Raw genomic sequence first — 18,587 nt, 5'->3', positions numbered from 1 at the left:
GACGCACTTCTTGACCAAGACCTTGCCGCGCGTCTCGACCGAGATGGCACTCCAGGTCCTGGCCTACAATCTGACGCGGGTTCTCAACATCATGGGAAGCCGGAAGCTCTTGGCAGCGATCCCCGCCTGAGTGAAGGCCTTTGATCGTTCACCGAGGGGCTGAAAAGCCGTCCAGCAGCGCCTTCAACTCAAACGGATGCGCGACCACAAAGGGTCGATCCAAACGGTGGAGCGCCTATTCTCGCAAAATTGGGGCGGCACCCCAGCACAAAGCCGATTCTCGGCGTTTTAACACGGCCTGGACCCAAGCCAGTCGGAGGGACCTTCGCCGTCGCATCCCCGAAACGGCCATCGCAGAGCGCCGCTCGAAGTCGGTCCAAGCGGCAGTGCGGCCGGGCGGTGGCCAGCCCGACCGCGGAACGCTCACGCGCGATTGTCGATCTCCGGCACGCCGCTGCTCCGGTCGGCATACGCGGCGATGAAGGCCGGTCGAGCCTGCCAGCGGCGCCAGAAGGCATCGAGATGCTCGAAGCGCTCGTCGAGCGGGGTGGCGTTGACGGGGAACTTGGAGAACGCAATCGCCGTCGCCAACGTGATGTCGGAGAACGTCGGCTGCTCGCCACCCAGCAGCCACGCGCGGCCGTCCGCAAGATGCCGGTCCACGAGACCGGCATGCGCCAGCGCCACCTTGCGGGAATGCTCGCCCCAGGCCGGGTTGCTGGTCAGTTCGAGCTTCGGGCCCAATCCCTGGTGCAGGACGTGGAAGGCGGTGACGATGGGGTAGAGGATGTGCACCCACACCCGGTTGTCCCACATCTGGTCGAGACCGCGCTCATGCGCCGTCGCCCCCATGATCTTGCGGCCCTCGTACGTGTCGTCGAGATAGCGAGCGATGGCGGAGGTCTCGCTCAGGTATGAACCATCCGCGAGCGCGAGGGTCGGCGTCTCGCCCCAGGGGTTCATCTTCAGGTGCCGCCAACCCCGCTGCTCGCCCACGGGCGACATGTCGTAGACCGTCTCGTCGAAGCGGTCGGCGATGCCCTTCTCGTGCATGAAGATCCGCAGGCGCTGCGGGTTCGGGAACGCCGAAGGGGAGGTGAAGAGCTTGAGCTTGTCGGACATCGTCGTGTCGCCTTCCTAGCTGCCTGTCTGTCATATGACAGGTGACAAGCTATGTCGAGGATATTGCGCCGTCAACCCCTGTCTGCCATATGACAGACGGAGGTTGGACATGGCGGCGACATCGAAGGGGAACGTGAGGGAGGCCATCCTCGTGGCCGCCAGGGAAGCGGCGATGGCCTACGGCTACGGCGGCCTCAACTTCCGCGACCTCGCGGAGACCGTCGGCGTCAAGGCGGCCAGCATCACCTACCACTTCGCCACCAAGGCCCAACTCGGCGAGGCGGTCGCCCGGCGCTACTGGGAAGACATCGCCCGCGATCTCGAAGCCATCTCGACGAATGCCCGAAGCCCGGCCGAGGCGTTGCAGCGATACCCGAGCATCTTCCGGCTATCCCTGGAGCGGGACAACCGCATGTGCCTGAGCAGCTTCATGGCGACGGAACGTGACGAGTTGCCCGAGCCGGTACTGAAGGAGGTGCAAGCATTCGCCGACGTGAACACCGCTTGGCTGCGCGAGCACTTGGTCGCTGCCGAACTCGCCTCGCCGGCCGAGGCTGAGGCGAGGGCCCGCGCCATCTATGCCGCCGTCGCCGGGGCTCAGATCATCGCCCGCAGCCGGTCGAACGTGAAACTGTTCGACGAGTTGATCGAGAGCTACCGCCGAATGGGCTTGCTCCCGACCTAGGGAAGTTCTCCATCCGGAGCTTGCGGGTCCGGGCGCCTCCGCCGCATCCGATCCACGCCGGACGACCGGTTCGGCGCATATCCCAACCGGAAGCACACCGGCGGTTTCCCGCACCGGTCTTTCCCTAGGCCTTCGCGGTGAGCGTCCCGGGGCGGACGCCGCGGGGCAGGTGGCCGAAGACCAGCAGGTTGCCGGCCAGCACGAGGGCGAGCCCGACGCCCGCCACCGGGGTGATGCGGTAGCCCTCCGCGAAGACCGAGACCGTCAGGGCGACGACCGGGAACATCACGGTCATGTAGGCCGCCCGCTCGGGTCCGAGGCGGTGGACGATGGTCAGGTAGGCCGTGAAGCCGATGACCGACCCTGGGATGGCCAAGTACAGGAGCGACCCGACGTAGACCGGGGAAGCGTCGAACGTGAAGGCGGCCCCCTGCGCCACGGCCACGAGCGCCACGATGGCCGCCCCGTACAGCATGGCCCAGGCGTTCGCCGAGGCGACCTGGAGGCCGTGGCGCTGGTTGCGGGCCGACACGAGGTTGCCGGCCGAGAAGAACCAAGTGCCGAGCAGCGCCAGGCCGAGGCCGTAGCCGGTGTCGACGCTGAACCGCGCCCCCGCCAGCGTCTCGTAGGACAGGGCGGCGATCCCGAGGACGCCGAGCATCGCCCCGGACAGGACGCGCCAGTCCGGCCGGCGGCCGTGGACGACGCGGGCGTTCAGGATGTTGAAGACCGCGGCGGCCGAGAAGACCATTGAGACGATCCCGCTCGGGACGAAGGACGTGGCGGTGTAGAAGCACAGGAAGTTGCACGAGAACAGGCAGAGCGCCTGCAGCAGCACGAAGGGCTGATGGCGGATCGGAATCGGACGGAGGCGGCGCGTGAGAACGAGCGCCGCGAACAGGACCGCCCCGGCCAGCGCGAAGCGGTAGACGATGGACGCCTCCACCGGGACGTGGCCGAGCTCGTTCTTGATGGCGATCCACGTCGTCCCCCAGATGAGGACGGTCAGCGCGTAGAGGAAGGCGGTCACGGTCGGTCCCTGCGGGGTTTCGGGGCGACCGGCAGATGACCCGAGGACGCCCCTCGGCGCTTTCCCGCGACGGTGGCGTCGTTGCCGGATCTTGGGGTTTTCTCCCGGGGCCGTTGCGCCGGCAGGGGCCGGGGCGCATGGATGGGGCGTCGTTCCGTTGTCATCCAATATGGAAGAGCCGTCGCCCAAGATCGCCCACGTCCTCGCCCGCACCGGCGCGCACCTCGCGCGGGCCGGAACGGTGGGGCGCGGCCTCTCGGTCGCCGAGTGGAGCAACCGCGACAACTACGCCCGCTACGACGGCCCCGGCCACCACACGGTCAGCGTCTACCTCGCCGGCGGCGAAGGGGTCGTGCGGGAGGACCGCGACCTGCGCGGCGGCGCCCCCGACAAGCTCTGCCTGCTGCCGGCCGGGCACGAGAGCCGTTGGCGGATCGGCGGCCCCTTGCGGATGTTCCACCTCTACGTGGACCCGGAGGAGTTCGCCCACCGGGCCGTGACCGCCTTCGACGTCGACCCGCGCCGCATCCGATTGCACGACGCCACCTTCTGCGATGACCCGGCCCTGGCGGCGGTCGTGCGCGGCGCGGTGATGCCGCTCGACTGGGCCGAGCCGGGCGACCGCTCGGCGCTCGACGCCGCCTGCCACCTCCTGCTGCACGGCGTCCTGCGCCGGCACATCGACAAGGAGCCAGGCGAGGTCCGCGCCGGCCTGTCCCCGGCGGCGCGGTGCCGGGTCATGGAGATGGTCGAGGCGCACCTGGACGAGGCGCTGACCCTCGATCGGCTCGCGGCCGAGGCGCGGCTCAGCACCTTCCACTTCGCCAAAATGTTCCGGATCAGCTTCGGCCTGCCGCCGCACCGCTACCTCGCGGCGCGGCGCATCGCGCGGGCCAAGTCGCTGCTCCGGGCCGGGCAGCCCCTCGGCGAGGTGGCCCTGGCTTGCGGTTACGGCTCGCAGAGCCACTTCAACCGGGCCTTCAAGGCGGCCACCGACCGAACACCCGGGGAATGGCGGCGCTGGTCGTAGGCGGGACAGCGCCGATTCCGGTCGGTGCAGCCGGTCAGCCCTTGCGGAGATGTGCCAGGAGGCGCTCGGCCGCCGGGCCGGACGAGGCCGGGTTCTGTCCGGTGATCAGCAGGCCGTGCGCCACGACGTAGGGCTCCCAGTCGCCGGCCTTCGAGAACCGCCCGCCGTTCCGCTTGAGCTCGTCCTCGACGAGGAACGGGACCACCTCGGTCAGGCCCACCGCCTCCTCCTCGGTGTTGGTGAAGCCTGTGACGTCCTTGCCCTCGACCAGCGGCTTGCCGTCGGCCGCCTTGGCATGGCGCAGCACGCCGGGGGCGTGGCAGACGAGGGCGACCGGCTTGCCGGCCTGGAGCGTGGTCTCGATCAGCCTGATCGAGGCGGCGTCCTCGGCGAGGTCCCAGAGCGGGCCGTGTCCGCCGGGATAGAACACCGCGTCGAACCCTTCGTGGCTGACGCTGTCGAGCCGGGCCGTGTCCGCGAGGACCGCGTTGGCCCCGGCGTCCGCCTCGAAGCGGCGGGTCAGGTCGGTCTGGAAGCCCGGCTCGTTGCTCTTCGGGTCGAGTGGCGGCTTGCCGCCCTTGGGCGAGGCCAGGACCACCTCGGCGCCGGCGTCCTTGAACACGTAGTAGGGCGCAGCGAGCTCCTCCAGCCAGAATCCGGTCTTGCGGCCGGTGTCGCCGAGCTGGTCGTGGGAGGTCAGCACCATCAGGATCTTCATCGTCGTTCTCCGGTGGGGGTTGGGGTTGTCGTTCGAAGGGTTCGGGAGCGTCAGTTGTGCCGGGCCGCCATCCTGTCGGGGGAACGCTCCGCGCCCGCCTCGCGCGCCTGGGTGTCCTCGGCCCTGACTGGCGTCGCGTCCGCGGGGCGGACCATCGCCGGGCCGGTCATGCGGACCGCACCGATGATCTCCAGGGTGATGCGCTCCTCGGCGGAGGCGGCGGTGCCGCCGATCAGGGCGGCCCCGAGCTCGGCGAGGAGCAGGTAGGGAGCGACGGGGTGTGCGGTCCGCGGGGTCATGGTCTTCTCCTGTTTCGATAGTAAGTAGACTGGTCGTCTACAATCTGCGAACGATCATGACGGGTTCGCCCTGGACTCGCCCGGTCAGGCTCGGTGCGGGTTCAGGATGCGCCGCGTCGTCCGCATCGCGGCGTCGAACGGTGCGTCGGTGCGCTCGATTTTCGCCATCAGGCTGGCACCGAGCCACAGGTGGTAGAGGATCTCGGCCGTGTCGTGCGGCTCACCCTCCACGGTCAGCGAGCCCTCGGCAACGCCCGCCTGGATGGTGCCGGCCACGCGGGCGATGATCCCGGCCGTGCCGGCCTTGAGCGCCAGCCGCATCGGCTCGGACAGGTCCGAGACTTCCGCGGCGAGCTTCACCGCGAGGCACTTTCGCTGGTAGTCGATGCTCCCCTGCGTCGCCTGCCACTTGTGCCAGTAGTTCATCAAGCGCTCGGCGTGGCTTAGACCGGTCTCGGCGAGGGTGGCGTCGATGTCGGCGAGGTACTCCTCGAAGTAGTCGGCCAGGAGCGCCTCGCCGAAGGCCTCCTTCGATCCGAAGTAGTGGTAGAACGAGCCCTTCGGGACCCCGGCCGCGGCCAGGATCTCGTTGAGGCCGACGCCCGAGAACCCCTTGGCGCCCACGATGCGGTGGGCGGTGTCGAGGATGCCTTGCCGGGTGTCGGTGTTGCCGCTGACCTGTGCCATGACCCTGAGATAGGCAAGATTAGACCGGTCGTCTAGTGGCGGTCGACAAATATTTCGAGGCCGTCGTCCTGTCCCCCTTCCGAAGCGAGCTTGATCAGAGAGCGAGTGCCGCCAGGGCTCCGCACGCCGGCTGTCCGATCTGATGGAGCCGTCGGCCCCTCGGGCCCGCCTCGTGCATTGAAGAGATGCACGGGAGGACATCATGGGCGACGAAAAGGACAGGACCGACGAGGCACCGGAGCCGACGGAGGATCTCGGCATTCCCACCCCGCCGAGCCCCGGCCGGTTGCCGCCCCCGCTTCTGCCCCCGCCACCGCCCGATGACGCTCCTGCCGATGGACAGCCGCTTGGCGGGCAACCGTAAATGACGGTCATCCGCAGGCAGGCGTCGGCGCCCCTTCACGATCAGCCGGCAAAGCCCAGGATTGCTGGTTGCCGAGAGATCGCGCCGCCCGCCGCCCCGGCGCTCACATCCACGATGAGCCTTGATGTGCCATGACATGCTGATGTCATGGCCACCGCATTCAAAGCCACTTCACCCTCCAAGCGGATTTCGCCATCCAAGCGAACAATGGAATCTGCAGGGTGGATGGTCCGAAACGAGGCACACTGAGACGAGGCCCTGGGCCGCAACAAAGGTCTGCTTCCTCGTTTCTAATGCTGGAAGCGGTCGTTCCGATCTCGGCCAGCATCTGCCATCACGAAGCGCCTGCCTGAACGTCTCAGATGGGTGGATTTCAGCCTGCCCGCTTCGAGACGCCAGATTCCAAAGGCAGACATGCTATGTTCGCCTTCAGCGTCTGGCCCGAAGCCGCCTGGATGCGATGTCAGAAACGCTCGCCGACCAAGTCTTCGCTTTTCGACCAGAGCGCCCGCGCGCGTTCGGGATCCAGCGCGTAGGAGCGCACGCCCTCGCTCACCGGAGTGATCAACCCGTCGGTGATCTCGGACACGTGGCAGTTCTCGCAATAGCGGCCGCCGACTGCCTCTGCCCGCGCCACGAAGGCCGCCCAAACCGACGTGGCAGCCCCCTGGGGGATGGTCTTCCAAGCAAAAGCCGGCTTGCCGGCCGCAGCGAGGTCGGCGTTGATCCGCTCGACCCTCTCGGCCATAGCGCCCTGGCCCACATGCCGGCCGAGCTCGGTCTGGATGCCGCCGGGGTGCAGGGCCGTCGCCCGCACGCCGCGCGTCCTGTGTCGCCGGTCGAACTCCAACGCGAACTGGATGTTGGCCGTCTTCGAGCGCCCGTACGCGACCATCGGGTCGTAGGGCGTACGCGCGAAGCCCGGGTCGTCTAGATCCGGTTCCGCGTAGCGATGACCGGCCGAGGCGACCATGACCAGCCGGCCACCGTCCCGGATCAAGGACGCTATCCGGTTCACGAGGACGAAGTGGCCGAGGTGGTTCGTGCCGAACTGCGTCTCGAAGCCGTCGGCCGTGCGACCCAGTGGCGTGGCCATGACGCCGGCGTTGGCAATGACGACGTCGAATGGCCTGCCGTCCACCAGCAGCGCGTCGGCGCAGGCACGGACGCTCGCCAGCGAGGCGAGGTCGAGCGCGACCAGTTCGAGGCTTCCACCATGCGCCGCCTGATCGCGGACCACGGCAGTCGCCTTCTCGGCCTTGGCGAGATCCCGCGCCGTCCCAACGACCTGCGCCCCGTGCGCGGCGAGGGCGCGGGCCGTCTCCGCGCCAAGCCCAGCCGACACGCCGGTGACGAGCACGCGCTTTCCGTTGAGTTCGACGCCCGCGAGCACCTCGTCGGTGGTCGAGGTCGCCCCGAATGATGCGGCCATGTTGCTCTCCATGTCAGTGGACACACCTCGCCCGTCGCCCGCGAAGCCATTGTTCGCCGGCCTCCGAGTTGATAAGAGGAGTTTGCCTCCGTTTAAATACGGAGGGATCCTCCGTTTAGCAAGAGGGGGCCGCCCGTGGACGAAGAGGAGCCTCGTCCGACATCCCGCAGGCCGCGTGCCGACGCCCAGCGCAATCGCGCCCGGCTACTCGAAAAGGCCAAGGCGATCTTCGCCGAGAAGGGCGCGGCCGCAGGCCTAGAGGAGATCGCGCGCGCGGCAGGCGTGGGTGTCGGCACGCTCTATCGCCATTTCCCGACCCGCGACGCCCTGATCGAGGCGGTCTACAGGAATGAGACGGCCCATCTCGCCGAAGCCGCGGAGCGGCTCACAGCCACCCGTTCCCCAACTGATGCTTTACGGGAATGGATGCTGGTGTTCGTCGACTACATGGCGACCAAGCAAGGCATGTCGGAGGCACTCAATGCGATGACGGACGGACCGGCCGGCCTATATGCCGCGTCCGGCGCCCAGATTAAGCAGTCCATGGCCATGTTGTGCGACCGCGCGGTCGCCGCCGGCGAGATCCAACTCGGCATGGAGCCGCTCGACCTGCTGCGAGCGGTGGCCAGCGTAGCCAACATCAGCTCCGGCCCGGACCGGAGGCAGTCGGCCATGCGTCTCGTCGATATCCTGATCACGGGTCTCGAACAGTCCGGTCGCGACGAAGCGGGACGCTCGATTGCGGCTCGCGCCAAAGGCGCGTCCCGTCAGCAATCTCGCCGTTCAAAGCCATGAGCGCGCTGGTCTCGGCGAGACGTTTGCTGCAGTTGGGTCACCGCCTTCCGGGCAGGGTGAGGCCGGCGCCGTGCTCAACCCGCCGGCCGGATCCCCTCGGATCGGACGAGAGGCCCCCGGCGCGTCGAGCGTCGGCGCACCGCTCGATTGGGAGGTTGCTTTCCACGACGGCACGGCTTGGTTTCCACACCGAGTTCGCCCTATGCCCGCTCCCATGACGACCACCATCGAGCGCCTCGTATCGGGAACGCCTGTGCCTTTCGGCGGGGACCGCGTGACCGTGGTCACGCCGGAGCTCGCGGAGGACTTCCAGCCCGGTGACCATCTGCTGGTCCTGCAGGAGACCGGAGACCTCCTGCATATCCCCGCTGCTCAGATCGCAGTGGCGGCCGCCGCGGTGGACCGTGCGCATGCCGCCTTCATGGCGATGTCGGCCGTACCGGATCAGGCGATTGAGCGGTTCTTCGACCGCTTCGCCGCGCTTCTCGATGACCCTTTGGCTTGGAATGCTATCGCCGAGGCGAACCGGCAGGATGTCGAGCGTGCCCAGCGCAGTGGCCGCTCGACGACCCGCCTCGTCGCCACCGACCGGATGCGGCAGGATATGATCGCCGGCCTTCGGGCTTGGCGTGACAGCGAAACCCTGCGCGGTCGCGTCATCGAACGCATCGTCCATCCCGGCTGGGCCATCGAGCAGGTGGCGGCACCGCTCGGGGTGGTCGGCTTCGTCTTCGAGGGACGCCCGAACGTGCTCGCCGATGCAGCGGGCGTCCTGCGCAGCGGCAACACAGCCGTCTTCCGCATCGGCAGCGACGCGCTTGGCACCGCACAGGCCATCATGCGGCATGCCCTCGTGCCCGCCCTCGATGAGGCCGGCCTCCCGCCCGGAGCCATCTCGCTCGTCGAGAGCCCGGAACGCTCGACAGGCTGGGCCCTCTTCGCCGACCGCCGGCTCTCGCTGGCGGTGGCGCGAGGCTCGGGTCGGGCGGTAGCCCAGCTCGGAAGCGTCGCCCGGCAGGTTGGCACGGCGGTCAGCCTTCACGGAACCGGGGGCGCTTGGATGGTAGCCGACCGCGATGCGGATGCGGAGCGCTTCTCCGCGGCCGTCGAAGCTTCGTTAGACCGAAAGGTCTGCAACACGCTGAACGTGTGCTGCATCCATCGCGCCCGGGTGGCGGATCTCGTACCGCGCTTCCTGGCGGCACTTGAGTTCGCCGGCCAGGCACGCGGCTTCGGTTGCAAACTTCATGTGGTGGCAGGCGACGAAACCGTCCTGCCGGACGCCTGGCGCAGCGCCGCCGTCCGGGTCCGGCGCGCCGAAGGCGAACGCACCGAACCGCTGACGGAGATCCAATCCGAGGATGATCTCGGCAGCGAGTGGGAATGGGAAGACACGCCCGAGGTCAGCCTGAAGATCGTGGATGATCTCGATCACGCGGTAGCGCTGTTCAATCGCCTCAGCCCGCGTTTCGCCGCGTCGTTGATCAGTCAGGACCCGGAGGCGCATCGACGCTTCTACGACACGGTGAACGCGCCCTTCGTGGGCGACGGGTTCACCCGATGGGTCGACGGGCAATACGCCCTGAACCAGCCCGAACTCGGGCTGTCCAACTGGCAGAGCGGCCGTCTCCTCGCCCGGAGTGCCATCCTGTCTGGAAGCGGCGTTTTCACGCTGCGCAGCCGCGTCACGCAGGACGACCCGCGATTGAGGCGGTGAAGGGGCGGCACGCCGCGAGATCCACGCATCGACCGGTCACGGACTTCCTGATGGCCGGCCGGCGCCATTCCGGTTCGGCGTCAATCGCTGGCGCGAGACCTCGGCGTCGAGCCGTTCCCGGGAGGAACGTCCGAACTCGGGTTGCGGCGGGGTGCGGTCGAAGTCGGCCCTGAGGCGAACGGCGGCGAAGTCCATGAAGGTCCGCACTTTAGCGAGCGACAGCCGATCAGGTAGCGTGACCAGATGTACGGGCACGGGAGGCGGCTCGTCCTCGGGAAGCAGGACGACCAAGCTGCCGCCGAAGACTTCCTGCTGGATCTTGTAGGAGAAGATCCGGGCGATGCCTTCGCCGTCGACCGCCGCGCTGACGGCGGCCTCGTCGGTGTTGACCATCAGGCGCGGCTTGACCCGGACCGTGCGGGGAACCCTGCCTCCATCCAAGGGCGGGAAGCTCCATATATCCTCCGGGCTCGTGGGCTCGATGCCGATGAAGTCGTGCTGCGCCAGATCGGACAGGGACCTGATCGGCGGCCGGCTAGCCAGGTAGTCGGGCGATGCACACAGAACGCGGCGCACTTCGCCGATACGTACCGCTATCAAGTTGGAATCCTGCAGCGGGGCGATCCGGAGTGCGACGTCGATGCCCTCATCGAGAAGGCTCGTCATCCGATTGAGCAGCAGGTAGCGGACCTGCATCGCGGGATATGTCTTCAGGAACTCACCCACGACCGGGCGCAGGACCCGCGTCCCGAACATCACGGGGGCGGTGACGGTCAGCACGCCATGCGGGGCAGCCCGGTTTCCAGCGACAGCGAGGTCCGCATCATCCAGGTCCGTCAGCACCCTGCGGCAGACGGCGGCGTACTGCTCGCCGGCCTCGGTCAATTGCAGCCGTCGTGTCGTCCGGTGCAGGAGCTGAACTCCGACATGGCTCTCAAGGGCGGCGATGGCCCGCGTCACGGCGGCGGGCGAGCGATGGAGGCGTCGGCCGGCGGATGCGAGGCTGCCTTCGTCGAGGGCGGTGACGAACACCCGCATCGCATCGAGACGGTCGATCATTGTTCCGCCCCGCGAAATCAAGGATTCCGCAGCTTAGGCATTCTGCGGTCGATCACAATACGCTAACCTCGATTGAGTGGTTCGATGCGAAGGGGGCTACGTGACTGATCCCGCCAGCATTCCGGTCACCCATTACCGCACCGCCAAGGTCGAGGACGTGAACGTCTTCTACCGGGAAGCGGGCCCGGCAGGCGCACCGGTCGTGTTGCTGTTGCACGGCTTCCCGACCTCGTCGCACATGTTCCGCAACCTGATCCCGCTCCTCGCGGACCGCTACCGCGTCATCGCACCCGACTATCCGGGCTTCGGCGGCAGCGATGCTCCCGATCACCGGACGTTCGCATACACGTTCGCGCACTACGCCGACCTCGTCGATGGGCTTCTCTCCCAACTGGGGGCGGACCGTTACGCGATGTACGTGATGGATTACGGTGCTCCGGTCGGATATCGGCTCGCCCTGAAGCATCCCGAACGTGTCAGCGCGCTGGTCGTCCAGAACGGCAACGCCTACGAGGAAGGCCTGAAGGAGTTCTGGGATCCCATTAAGGCCTACTGGCGCGAAGATACCGCGGAGCGGCGCAAGGCTCTTGCCTTCCTCGTCGCGCCGGAAACGACAAAGTTTCAGTACGTCGACGGCGTGGCCGACATCTCCCGGATTGATCCGGACAACTGGCTGCACGACCAAGTGCTGCTCGACAGGCCGGGCAACAGGGATATCCAGCTCGACCTATTCCGCGACTACGGCACCAACGTGCCGCTCTACCCGCAATTCCAAGCCTTCTTCCGCGCGCGCAAGCCGCCGACGTTGATCGTCTGGGGCCGGAACGACACCATCTTCCCGGCCGATGGCGCGCATCCGTACCTGAGGGACCTGCCCGAAGCTGAGCTGCATCTGCTCGACACCGGGCACTTCGCCCTCGAAGACAAGCTCGACGTCATGGCGCCAATCATCAAGGACTTCCTCGACCGTAAGGTCGGCGGCCGCTGAGGTGCGAGTGGCACGCGAGGGGGCGGCGCATGGGCACGATCAAGGTTGAGGACGGCACCGAGATCTACTTCAAGGACTGGGGCGAGGGGCAACCCGTGGTCTTCAGCCACGGCTGGCCGCTCAGCGCCGACGCCTTCGAGGATCAGATGTTCTTCCTCGCCAGCCAGGGGTACCGCTGCATCGCGCATGACAGGCGGGGGCACGGCCGCTCCAGCCAGCCCTGGACCGGCAACGACCTCGATACCTATGCAGACGACCTCGCCGCGCTGGTACGGGCGCTCGACCTTCGACAGGTCGTGCATGTCGGCCACTCGACGGGAGGGGGCGAAGTCGCCCGCTACATCGGCAGGCACGGCACGGATCGGGTCGCGAAGGCCGTTCTGATCGGCGCCATCCCACCGCTGATGCTCAAGAGCGTCGACAATCCTGACGGGACGCCCATCGAGGCGTTCGATGCTCTCCGCTCGGCCGTGCAGGCTGACCGGTCGCGGTTCTGGAAGGATCTGAGCCTGCCGTTCTACGGCTACAACCGTCCCGGTGCAGCCATTTCGGAGGGCGTGCGCGAGGCGTTCTGGCTTCAAAGCATGATGGCAGGCTTCCCCGCTTCGTACTTCTGCATCAGGGCGTTCTCAGAAACGGACCTGACGCAAGATCTCACTCGCTTCGATGTTCCGACGTTGGTGCTTCATGGCGACGACGATCAGATCGTGCCGATTGACGCCTCGGCGCGACGGTCCTCGAAGATGATCAAGGCTGCGAAACTTCTGGTCTACGAGGGCGCCCCACACGGATTGTGTACCACCCACAAGGACCGCGTTAACGCGGATCTTTGCGACTTCCTGTCGGCATCATAGCGGCCCGCCCGCCAGAAGGAGAGCCGTGTGATGCCGTCATCTCAGTTTCAGCTCTCCCACAGCGGCCTCTGCCTCTGTGGCACGCCGGATACGACATTCGGGGCGAACGGCACGTGGCTCTCCCCGAGGCAATCCTTCGCTAAAGCGCGCGGGATCGTCGAGACGATCAAATTCGAGGCGGCCAAGGCTACCATCAAGGTCCACCATCTCCGCGGCAACATCGCGGTCTTGGAGGGGTCTGGCGGCAACATCGCAGTCCGGGTGGGTCGCGCCGGCAAGGTCCTCGTCGATGCCGGTATCGCCGTGTCACGGCCGCAGGTCGCCTCAGCGCTCGCGACGCTCGGCCCCGAACCGGTCATGCATCTGATCAACACACATTGGCACTTCGATCACGCCGACGGGAACGCTTGGCTGCACGAGCTGTCTCCGACAATCATTGCCCATGAGAACACGCACCGGCACCTCTCGACCACGCAGCGCGTCGAGGACTGGGATTTCGACTTCGTGCCGCTTCCGGAAGCGGCACTGCCGACCGAGGTGTTCGCAACAGATCACTGCCTGAGCCTCGACGGTACCACGCTGGCATTGCGCTACTATGGGCCCGCCCACACGGACAGCGACATCTCGGTTCACTTCGAGGAGCCCGACGTCCTGCATGTCGCCGACACGTACTGGAACGGCGTTTACCCCTTCATCGACTATTCGACCGGCGGCAGCATCGACGGGAGCATCCGTGCTGCGGAAGCCAATCTTGCCCAGGCGACCGAAAGCACCATCGTCATCCCCGGCCATGGCTTTCCAGTCAGCGACCGCGTGGGGCTGCAGCGGTTCCACGAGATGCTCGTCACGGTGCGGGACAAGGTCGCCGCGCTGAAGGCACAGGGAAGATCACTGGAAGAAATCGTGGCGGCGAGACCTACGGCAGCCTTCGACGAAGTCTGGGGCCAGTTCGTCATCACGCCATCGCTGTTCACCCGCCTGGTTCACGAAGGTGTCTGAGCGAGTACGGCCAAAATAAAATCCGAGTCGGCGACAGCGCCGGAGGATCCGAGCGAGGACGATTTCACGGGGAGGAGGCAGTATGGGCCGCAGGTACTCGGATATCGCCTTCACGCCGTCGGTGAGGGCGGTTCAAGAGGCGCAGGGAAGCCGTGATCTCTACGCGCGGTACGACGCGCTCGATGAGCCTGGCGCGCGGCTCGGTCCCGGCGAGCGCGCGTTCATCGCGGCACGCGACGGCTTCTACATCGCGACCGTCTCGCAGACCGGCTGGCCCTACGTGCAGTTCCGCGGCGGTCCGCCGGGCTTTCTGAGGGTCCTCGGCGAGGCTGACCTGGGGTTCGCCGACTACCGTGGCAATCGGCAGTACGTGACGACCGGAAACATCGCCGTCGACGACCGTGTCTCGCTGTTCCTGATGGACTATCCAAGCCGGCGCCGCCTGAAACTGTTCGGCCGCATGCGGGGCGTCGAGAGGCGCGACGCTTCCGAACAGGTCGACCGTCTCGCTCCGCCTGACTACCGGGCCGTGATCGAACGTGCATTTCTGATCAGGGTCGAGGCGTTCGATTGGAACTGCCCGCAACACATCACGCCGCGCTTTACCAGCGCTGAGATTGCCGACGACCCGGAGCTTCGCGACCGGATCTGTGCCGAGGCGCAGGGTCGAACAAGGCAGCCTGGATCGCCCGGAGCAAGCGCCAGCCACGTTCGTGCCCCGGGATCAGATACCGCGGCATGAGTGGGCAGGAAGACACTACGGACGGCTCGTCCGTGCACCCCGCAGCTACTCCCGCGCAGCGCGCCCACTCGGACGTGATGAGGCGAGCGCCTTATCGGTTCAGGCATGGCTCCTACGAAGTCACGGTCCTCAGCGATGGGCATCTGGTACTGCCCACGACACTGCTGGCCCCTGAAGCGCCGGCAGCAGACCGAAGCGCGGCATTGGAGATCGCCGGTCTCCGTTCCGAAAGCTACGAACCGGCGGCCAACATCCCCCTAATCCGCAGCGGCGAGGAGTTGATCCTGTTCGATACCGGCGGAGTGGGGTTCCAGCCGGGTCTCGGCCAACTCTCTCGGCACCTCGCGGCCTCGGGCATCGACGCCGGCAGCATCACGAAGGTGGTCCTCACCCACGGTCACCCGGATCACATCTGGGGGACCGTCCTGGCAGACGGTGCTCTGCGCTTCCCCAATGCCACCTACTATGCCGGCGCAACCGAGTGGGACTTCTGGAACCGCGACGACGTCTGGACGAAGCTGCCTGACGCTCAGCGGCCGTTCGCGACCGGGGCCCGTCGCCAGTACGCAGCCGTACGCGACCGGGTTACGATGGTGCGCCCCGGAGACGAGGTGATCTCCGGGATCCACGCCATGGCGACCCCGGGCCACACGCCGGGCCACCTCTCCTTCGAGGTGGCCGGAGGAGACGGGCTGATAATTGCCGGCGACGTCGTCACGACGCCATCCGTGTTCTTCCCAAATCCCAGGTGGACGTTCGGCTTCGACGCCGACGACGGGCAGGCCATCGCCAGCCGCGAACGCCTGCTGGACCGCGCGGCGAGCGAGCACGCGATGCTTCTCGGCTATCACTGGCCCTATCCCGGCGTGGGTTTCGCCGAGCGGGACGGTGCTGGCTACCGCTACCTTTCGTTTCGCCGAGCGGGACGGTGCTGGCTACCGCTACCTTTCAGAAGTTGCCGACCGAGCGGACGCCAGGGATGACAGCTACTGAGCGGGACCAGAGCATCGTATGGGCTTTGGGTGAGACGCCCAGCTTCAAAGTTGGCGAGCGTGTCAGGATCGCGAAGCGCTCTCCGGTCGGGCACTATCGCGTGCCGCTGTACCTGCGCGGTCGTGAAGGTGTGATCGAGAAGATCATCGAACCGGCCGGCATCGACAACGAGGAGGAAGCGTACGGGCGCAACGCCGGTTCGAGGCTGCACTACTACCGCGTCGCCTTCGCGATGGCGCAGCTCTGGCCCAGTTATGCGGCTTCGTCGCGCGACAGCCTGCACATCGAAGTGTTCGAGACCTGGCTTGAGAGGATGGGGGGATGAGCGCGCAGACGGACCCGCACGATAATCATCACGGGCATGATCACCCCCATGCGGAGATCATCCACGTGGGACGACCCAGCTACTACGAGACGATGGAGACCGCGGTGCGGGAACTCCTGATCGAGCATCGCCTCGTCGGCGTGGACGAGATCCGGAGACAGATCGAAGTCCTCGACTCACGCACCCCCGCTCTCGGCGCCAGGGTGGTCGCACGGGCGTGGGTTGATCCCGACTTCAAGGAACGTCTCCTCGCCGACGGCCGGGCCGCCTGCGAGGAGCTCGGCATCAGCTTCTACGACGACACCGGGCTTATCGCCCTGGAGAACACTGACCGGGTGCATAACCTGATCGTCTGCACGCTGTGTTCGTGCTATCCGCGGCCCGTTCTCGGACTTCCACCCGACTGGTACAAGCTGAAACCTTACCGGTCCCGTGCCGTGAGCGAGCCGCGTGCGGTTCTGGCAGAGTTCGGCACCATCATCCCCGACGACGTCGAGATCCGGGTGAGCGACTCGACCGCGATGGTCCGCTACCTCGTCCTGCCGCGGCGACCGGCAGGAACGGACGGCTGGGGCGAGGAGGAACTGGCTGCCCTCGTCACGCGCGACACGATGATCGGCGTCGCCCCCGTCGAGCTTCCAAGCGCTGGAGCGGACCGATGACGCAGACCGAGATGCTGCTCAAGCGGCTGCCGAACGACATCGGCGGCCTGGACGGAGGGCCCATCCAGCGAGTCGAACACGAACTTGAGCCTTGGGAGAAGCGGTGTCACGCCCTCGCCGACGTGCTCGACTTCCACAAGATCCTCAACACCGAGGAGAAACGCAGGGGTGTCGAGGCGCTCGGAGCCGAGATGGTGGGTGCGCTCAGCTACTACGAGCGGTGGATCGCCGCGTTCGCCAATATTTTGTTCGCGAAGGGCATCCTGACCCCGAGCGAACTGGCGGCCAAAATGGACGAGGTGGCGGCTCGCTGGGACAAGGAGCCTCGCCCATGACGGCCGGTTTCATCAAGCATGAGAGCCGGTTCCGGTCCGGCGAGACAATGGACAACCTTGTCGGCGCCGTGGCGGAGCGCGGCCTGACGGTGTTCCTTCGGCTGGATCATGCGGCCGCGGCGGTCCAGGCGGGGCTCGATCTGCGGCCGACGCAATTGCTGGTGTTCGGCAGGGCAGAAGGCGGAACGCCTCTGATGCAGGCAAACCAAACCATCGGCGTTGACCTGCCTTTACGCGCCCTCGTGTGGTGTGATCCGGCGGATCGGACTTGGGTCGGTTACGACGACCCCCTGTGGCTGGCGGAGCGTCACGGCTTGACCGACGGCAATTCGAGGGGTGCCGCGGAGGCTCTCTCGCGGCTGGTGGAGGCCTGCGTGCTTCAGGCTTCCGGAACCGACCCGGCGAAGCCACGCGGAGCGCTTTAGGTCGAGCGCGGCGGCCTCTTCCGACTCCGCCAGGCGGATCGGACGTCAACCGCCAGAGCGGCGTCAATCGAGAAATGGTTCAGCATAGGGTCCAGGGGGAGGGCACCATGGGAACGGCATTTCTTCGCCTCGGTGCATACATCATGGGCGCATGCATCATCGTCATTCTTCCATTGGCGGCTGGAAGTGCTGATGACGACGCTTCTCCAATCTTCGGCATCAGACTTCCTGCAGGATACCGCGATTGGCAACTGATCAGCGTGGCGCACGAAGCGGGTAAGCTCAACGACATTCGTGCCGTTCTCGGAAACGACATCGCGGTCAAGGCATACCGGGAAGGGACGCGCCCATTCCCCGATGGCGCCATCATCGCGCGATTGGCTTGGGAGTATGTGTCGTCCGCCGAAAACGATGCGGTTTTCGGCCAAGCGCAGTCGTTCGTTCCCGGCTCCCCGACGAACGTCCAATTCAGCGTCAAGGACTCTAAAAAATTCGCCGATACGGGCGGATGGGGATACGGGCAATTTGAAGGCGGTAAGCCCAACCGGAGCCAAGACCTGATAAATACCTGCGCGCCATGCCATGCTCGCGTATCGTCGGACAATGATTTCGTCTTTACGCGCTACGCGCCTTGAGAACTGGATTTGGACCAGTAATTTAAATTCAGTTTATCAGCATATTGCGTCTGACGCTGATAGAATCGACAAAATCTTGCAATCCACATTCGTCGCTTTTGTTAGTCGAGGATTGAACACCGTTGCGACGACCGACGTCGATACGCCCCATCTTCGTAATACGCGGCAGGCCCCTTCGGCGTCCCTGGACCCGGCCGGCAGCAGCCACGCAACCGACGATGCCCCGCGCTTGGCGACAGCCTGAACGACGCCGTGCACTTCGCCAGCCCGGAAGGCGCGACCGACAGCGGTAAGTTCGAGTGACTCCTACCTTGGAGAGGAAAACTCATGACCCACTGATCGGCCCCCACGAGGTGGTCCAAGGTCAAAGTTAGTGCAGTGTCGGTCGCTGGACCACGGCGAGCTTGGCCGGTGCAGCCGGCCAAGCGGCTATAGCTGGCACGAACACCTCTGGCGCGGGCGGCCGGTAGCCCAATGCGCCATGCGGCCGAACCGTATTGTAGTGCCGTCGCCAGCCCTCGATCATGATCTGCGCCTCCTTGAGCGTGTAAAAAATCTCGCCATTCAGCAGCTCGTTGCGTATCTGTGCGTTGAAGCTCTCGACATATCCGTTCTCCCACGGCGAGCCAGGGCTGATGTAGGCCGTCCTTACGCCAACGGCCGCAATCCAGGACTGGACCGACTTGGCGAT

22 protein-coding genes are annotated in these 18,587 nt (G+C 66.4%); 14 read left to right on the top strand and 8 right to left on the bottom strand.

Annotated features, from left to right (window positions below; genetic code table 11):
• Positions 1 to 423 precede the first annotated feature (423 nt).
• A complete protein-coding gene (locus tag BM419_RS30110) occupies positions 424 to 1,122 on the bottom strand; it encodes a glutathione S-transferase family protein (RefSeq protein WP_091928606.1) in 699 nt (232 codons plus the stop codon).
• Positions 1,123 to 1,231: 109 nt separating this feature from the next.
• Here BM419_RS30110 and BM419_RS30105 point away from each other — a divergent pair, with 109 nt between their 5' ends.
• Positions 1,232 to 1,807 (top strand): TetR/AcrR family transcriptional regulator, encoded by a 576-nt coding sequence (locus BM419_RS30105; RefSeq protein WP_091928605.1) that lies wholly within the window; start codon positions 1,232 to 1,234, stop codon positions 1,805 to 1,807.
• A 124-nt stretch (positions 1,808 to 1,931) separates the two neighbouring features.
• Here the strand turns inward: BM419_RS30105 and BM419_RS30100 are convergent, their stop codons facing one another.
• Positions 1,932 to 2,837: a DMT family transporter gene (locus tag BM419_RS30100; RefSeq protein WP_091928604.1), complete on the bottom strand. Its 906-nt coding sequence runs from the start codon at positions 2,835 to 2,837 to the stop codon at positions 1,932 to 1,934.
• A gap of 169 nt (positions 2,838 to 3,006) precedes the next feature.
• On the opposite strand from BM419_RS30100, the gene BM419_RS30095 reads away from it, so the two are divergent.
• Complete coding sequence (locus tag BM419_RS30095; protein ID WP_091928603.1) at positions 3,007 to 3,867, top strand: helix-turn-helix transcriptional regulator; 861 nt, start codon at positions 3,007 to 3,009, stop codon at positions 3,865 to 3,867.
• A gap of 34 nt (positions 3,868 to 3,901) precedes the next feature.
• Here BM419_RS30095 and BM419_RS30090 read toward each other — a convergent pair whose 3' ends face one another.
• The 4 genes from BM419_RS30090 to BM419_RS30075 form a co-directional block, all read right to left on the bottom strand.
• Positions 3,902 to 4,585, bottom strand: coding sequence for a type 1 glutamine amidotransferase domain-containing protein (locus BM419_RS30090; RefSeq protein ID WP_091928602.1), 684 nt, complete (start codon positions 4,583 to 4,585; stop codon positions 3,902 to 3,904).
• A gap of 50 nt (positions 4,586 to 4,635) precedes the next feature.
• On the bottom strand, positions 4,636 to 4,884 hold the full coding sequence (locus BM419_RS30085; protein WP_091928601.1) for a hypothetical protein: 249 nt from the start codon (positions 4,882 to 4,884) through the stop codon (positions 4,636 to 4,638).
• A gap of 84 nt (positions 4,885 to 4,968) precedes the next feature.
• Complete coding sequence (locus tag BM419_RS30080; RefSeq protein WP_091928600.1) at positions 4,969 to 5,571, bottom strand: TetR/AcrR family transcriptional regulator; 603 nt, start codon at positions 5,569 to 5,571, stop codon at positions 4,969 to 4,971.
• Between the two features lie 827 nt (positions 5,572 to 6,398).
• Positions 6,399 to 7,367 (bottom strand): SDR family NAD(P)-dependent oxidoreductase, encoded by a 969-nt coding sequence (locus BM419_RS30075; protein WP_091928610.1) that lies wholly within the window; start codon positions 7,365 to 7,367, stop codon positions 6,399 to 6,401.
• Positions 7,368 to 7,502: 135 nt separating this feature from the next.
• Between BM419_RS30075 and BM419_RS30070 the strand changes: the two genes are divergently transcribed.
• Both BM419_RS30070 and BM419_RS30065 read left to right on the top strand, forming a co-directional pair.
• Positions 7,503 to 8,162: a TetR/AcrR family transcriptional regulator gene (locus BM419_RS30070; protein ID WP_091928599.1), complete on the top strand. Its 660-nt coding sequence runs from the start codon at positions 7,503 to 7,505 to the stop codon at positions 8,160 to 8,162.
• A 214-nt stretch (positions 8,163 to 8,376) separates the two neighbouring features.
• Positions 8,377 to 9,879, top strand: a complete 1,503-nt coding sequence (locus BM419_RS30065) for an aldehyde dehydrogenase family protein (RefSeq protein ID WP_091928609.1) — start codon at positions 8,377 to 8,379, stop codon at positions 9,877 to 9,879.
• Between the two features lie 36 nt (positions 9,880 to 9,915).
• On the opposite strand, the gene BM419_RS30060 is transcribed toward BM419_RS30065, so the two are convergent.
• Entirely contained in the window at positions 9,916 to 10,938 is a 1,023-nt protein-coding gene (locus BM419_RS30060; RefSeq protein ID WP_175556419.1) for a LysR family transcriptional regulator, read from the bottom strand.
• 100 nt (positions 10,939 to 11,038) lie between these two features.
• Between BM419_RS30060 and BM419_RS30055 the strand changes: the two genes are divergently transcribed.
• From BM419_RS30055 to BM419_RS30010, 10 genes are all read left to right on the top strand, one after another.
• Positions 11,039 to 11,926 carry an alpha/beta fold hydrolase gene (locus BM419_RS30055; RefSeq protein ID WP_091928598.1) on the top strand — a complete coding sequence of 296 codons (888 nt, stop codon included), beginning with the start codon at positions 11,039 to 11,041 and terminating at the stop codon, positions 11,924 to 11,926.
• 29 nt (positions 11,927 to 11,955) lie between these two features.
• Positions 11,956 to 12,780, top strand: coding sequence for an alpha/beta fold hydrolase (locus BM419_RS30050; RefSeq protein ID WP_091928597.1), 825 nt, complete (start codon positions 11,956 to 11,958; stop codon positions 12,778 to 12,780).
• A 30-nt stretch (positions 12,781 to 12,810) separates the two neighbouring features.
• Positions 12,811 to 13,779 carry an MBL fold metallo-hydrolase gene (locus BM419_RS30045; RefSeq protein WP_091928596.1) on the top strand — a complete coding sequence of 323 codons (969 nt, stop codon included), beginning with the start codon at positions 12,811 to 12,813 and terminating at the stop codon, positions 13,777 to 13,779.
• 82 nt (positions 13,780 to 13,861) lie between these two features.
• On the top strand, positions 13,862 to 14,521 hold the full coding sequence (locus BM419_RS30040; RefSeq protein WP_082558024.1) for a pyridoxamine 5'-phosphate oxidase family protein: 660 nt from the start codon (positions 13,862 to 13,864) through the stop codon (positions 14,519 to 14,521).
• Positions 14,518 to 15,504, top strand: a complete 987-nt coding sequence (locus tag BM419_RS30035; protein WP_091928595.1) for an MBL fold metallo-hydrolase — start codon at positions 14,518 to 14,520, stop codon at positions 15,502 to 15,504. The genes BM419_RS30040 and BM419_RS30035 overlap by 4 nt, the downstream gene beginning before the upstream one ends.
• Complete coding sequence (locus tag BM419_RS30030) at positions 15,501 to 15,839, top strand: SH3-like domain-containing protein (protein WP_056531333.1); 339 nt, start codon at positions 15,501 to 15,503, stop codon at positions 15,837 to 15,839. Before BM419_RS30035 ends, BM419_RS30030 begins: the two co-directional genes overlap by 4 nt.
• Positions 15,836 to 16,501 carry a nitrile hydratase subunit alpha gene (nthA, locus tag BM419_RS30025; protein ID WP_091928594.1) on the top strand — a complete coding sequence of 222 codons (666 nt, stop codon included), beginning with the start codon at positions 15,836 to 15,838 and terminating at the stop codon, positions 16,499 to 16,501. The genes BM419_RS30030 and nthA overlap by 4 nt, the downstream gene beginning before the upstream one ends.
• Positions 16,498 to 16,836, top strand: a complete 339-nt coding sequence (locus BM419_RS30020) for an SH3-like domain-containing protein (RefSeq protein ID WP_091928593.1) — start codon at positions 16,498 to 16,500, stop codon at positions 16,834 to 16,836. The genes nthA and BM419_RS30020 overlap by 4 nt, the downstream gene beginning before the upstream one ends.
• Positions 16,833 to 17,261 (top strand): DUF302 domain-containing protein, encoded by a 429-nt coding sequence (locus BM419_RS30015; protein WP_091928592.1) that lies wholly within the window; start codon positions 16,833 to 16,835, stop codon positions 17,259 to 17,261. Before BM419_RS30020 ends, BM419_RS30015 begins: the two co-directional genes overlap by 4 nt.
• Before the next feature lie 107 nt (positions 17,262 to 17,368).
• A complete protein-coding gene (locus tag BM419_RS30010) occupies positions 17,369 to 17,896 on the top strand; it encodes a cytochrome P460 family protein (RefSeq protein ID WP_244540924.1) in 528 nt (175 codons plus the stop codon).
• Between the two features lie 370 nt (positions 17,897 to 18,266).
• Here BM419_RS30010 and BM419_RS30005 read toward each other — a convergent pair.
• Positions 18,267 to 18,587 (bottom strand): integrase core domain-containing protein (locus BM419_RS30005; RefSeq protein WP_139257166.1); only part of this gene is annotated, 321 nt, incomplete at its 5' end.

It is taken from the genome of Methylobacterium sp. yr668, assembly GCF_900116245.1.
Lineage (GTDB): Bacteria > Pseudomonadota > Alphaproteobacteria > Rhizobiales > Beijerinckiaceae > Methylobacterium.
This window is presented reverse-complemented; position numbering and strand designations above follow the sequence as displayed.

Bases quoted from the DNA above. Each gene is read 5' to 3' on its own strand.
- BM419_RS30110 (WP_091928606.1), bottom strand. From the start codon at position 1,122: ATGTCCGACAAGCTCAAGCTCTTCACCTCCCCTTCGGCGTTCCCGAAC.
- BM419_RS30105 (WP_091928605.1), top strand. From the start codon at position 1,232: ATGGCGGCGACATCGAAGGGGAACGTGAGGGAGGCCATCCTCGTGGCC.
- BM419_RS30095 (WP_091928603.1), top strand. From the start codon at position 3,007: ATGGAAGAGCCGTCGCCCAAGATCGCCCACGTCCTCGCCCGCACCGGC.
- BM419_RS30090 (WP_091928602.1), bottom strand. From the start codon at position 4,585: ATGAAGATCCTGATGGTGCTGACCTCCCACGACCAGCTCGGCGACACC.
- BM419_RS30085 (WP_091928601.1), bottom strand. From the start codon at position 4,884: ATGACCCCGCGGACCGCACACCCCGTCGCTCCCTACCTGCTCCTCGCC.
- BM419_RS30080 (WP_091928600.1), bottom strand. From the start codon at position 5,571: ATGGCACAGGTCAGCGGCAACACCGACACCCGGCAAGGCATCCTCGAC.
- BM419_RS30075 (WP_091928610.1), bottom strand. From the start codon at position 7,367: ATGGCCGCATCATTCGGGGCGACCTCGACCACCGACGAGGTGCTCGCG.
- BM419_RS30065 (WP_091928609.1), top strand. From the start codon at position 8,377: ATGACGACCACCATCGAGCGCCTCGTATCGGGAACGCCTGTGCCTTTC.
- BM419_RS30060 (WP_175556419.1), bottom strand. From the start codon at position 10,938: ATGATCGACCGTCTCGATGCGATGCGGGTGTTCGTCACCGCCCTCGAC.
- BM419_RS30050 (WP_091928597.1), top strand. From the start codon at position 11,956: ATGGGCACGATCAAGGTTGAGGACGGCACCGAGATCTACTTCAAGGAC.
- BM419_RS30045 (WP_091928596.1), top strand. From the start codon at position 12,811: ATGCCGTCATCTCAGTTTCAGCTCTCCCACAGCGGCCTCTGCCTCTGT.
- BM419_RS30040 (WP_082558024.1), top strand. From the start codon at position 13,862: ATGGGCCGCAGGTACTCGGATATCGCCTTCACGCCGTCGGTGAGGGCG.
- BM419_RS30035 (WP_091928595.1), top strand. From the start codon at position 14,518: ATGAGTGGGCAGGAAGACACTACGGACGGCTCGTCCGTGCACCCCGCA.
- BM419_RS30030 (WP_056531333.1), top strand. From the start codon at position 15,501: ATGACAGCTACTGAGCGGGACCAGAGCATCGTATGGGCTTTGGGTGAG.
- nthA (WP_091928594.1), top strand. From the start codon at position 15,836: ATGAGCGCGCAGACGGACCCGCACGATAATCATCACGGGCATGATCAC.
- BM419_RS30020 (WP_091928593.1), top strand. From the start codon at position 16,498: ATGACGCAGACCGAGATGCTGCTCAAGCGGCTGCCGAACGACATCGGC.
- BM419_RS30015 (WP_091928592.1), top strand. From the start codon at position 16,833: ATGACGGCCGGTTTCATCAAGCATGAGAGCCGGTTCCGGTCCGGCGAG.
- BM419_RS30010 (WP_244540924.1), top strand. From the start codon at position 17,369: ATGGGAACGGCATTTCTTCGCCTCGGTGCATACATCATGGGCGCATGC.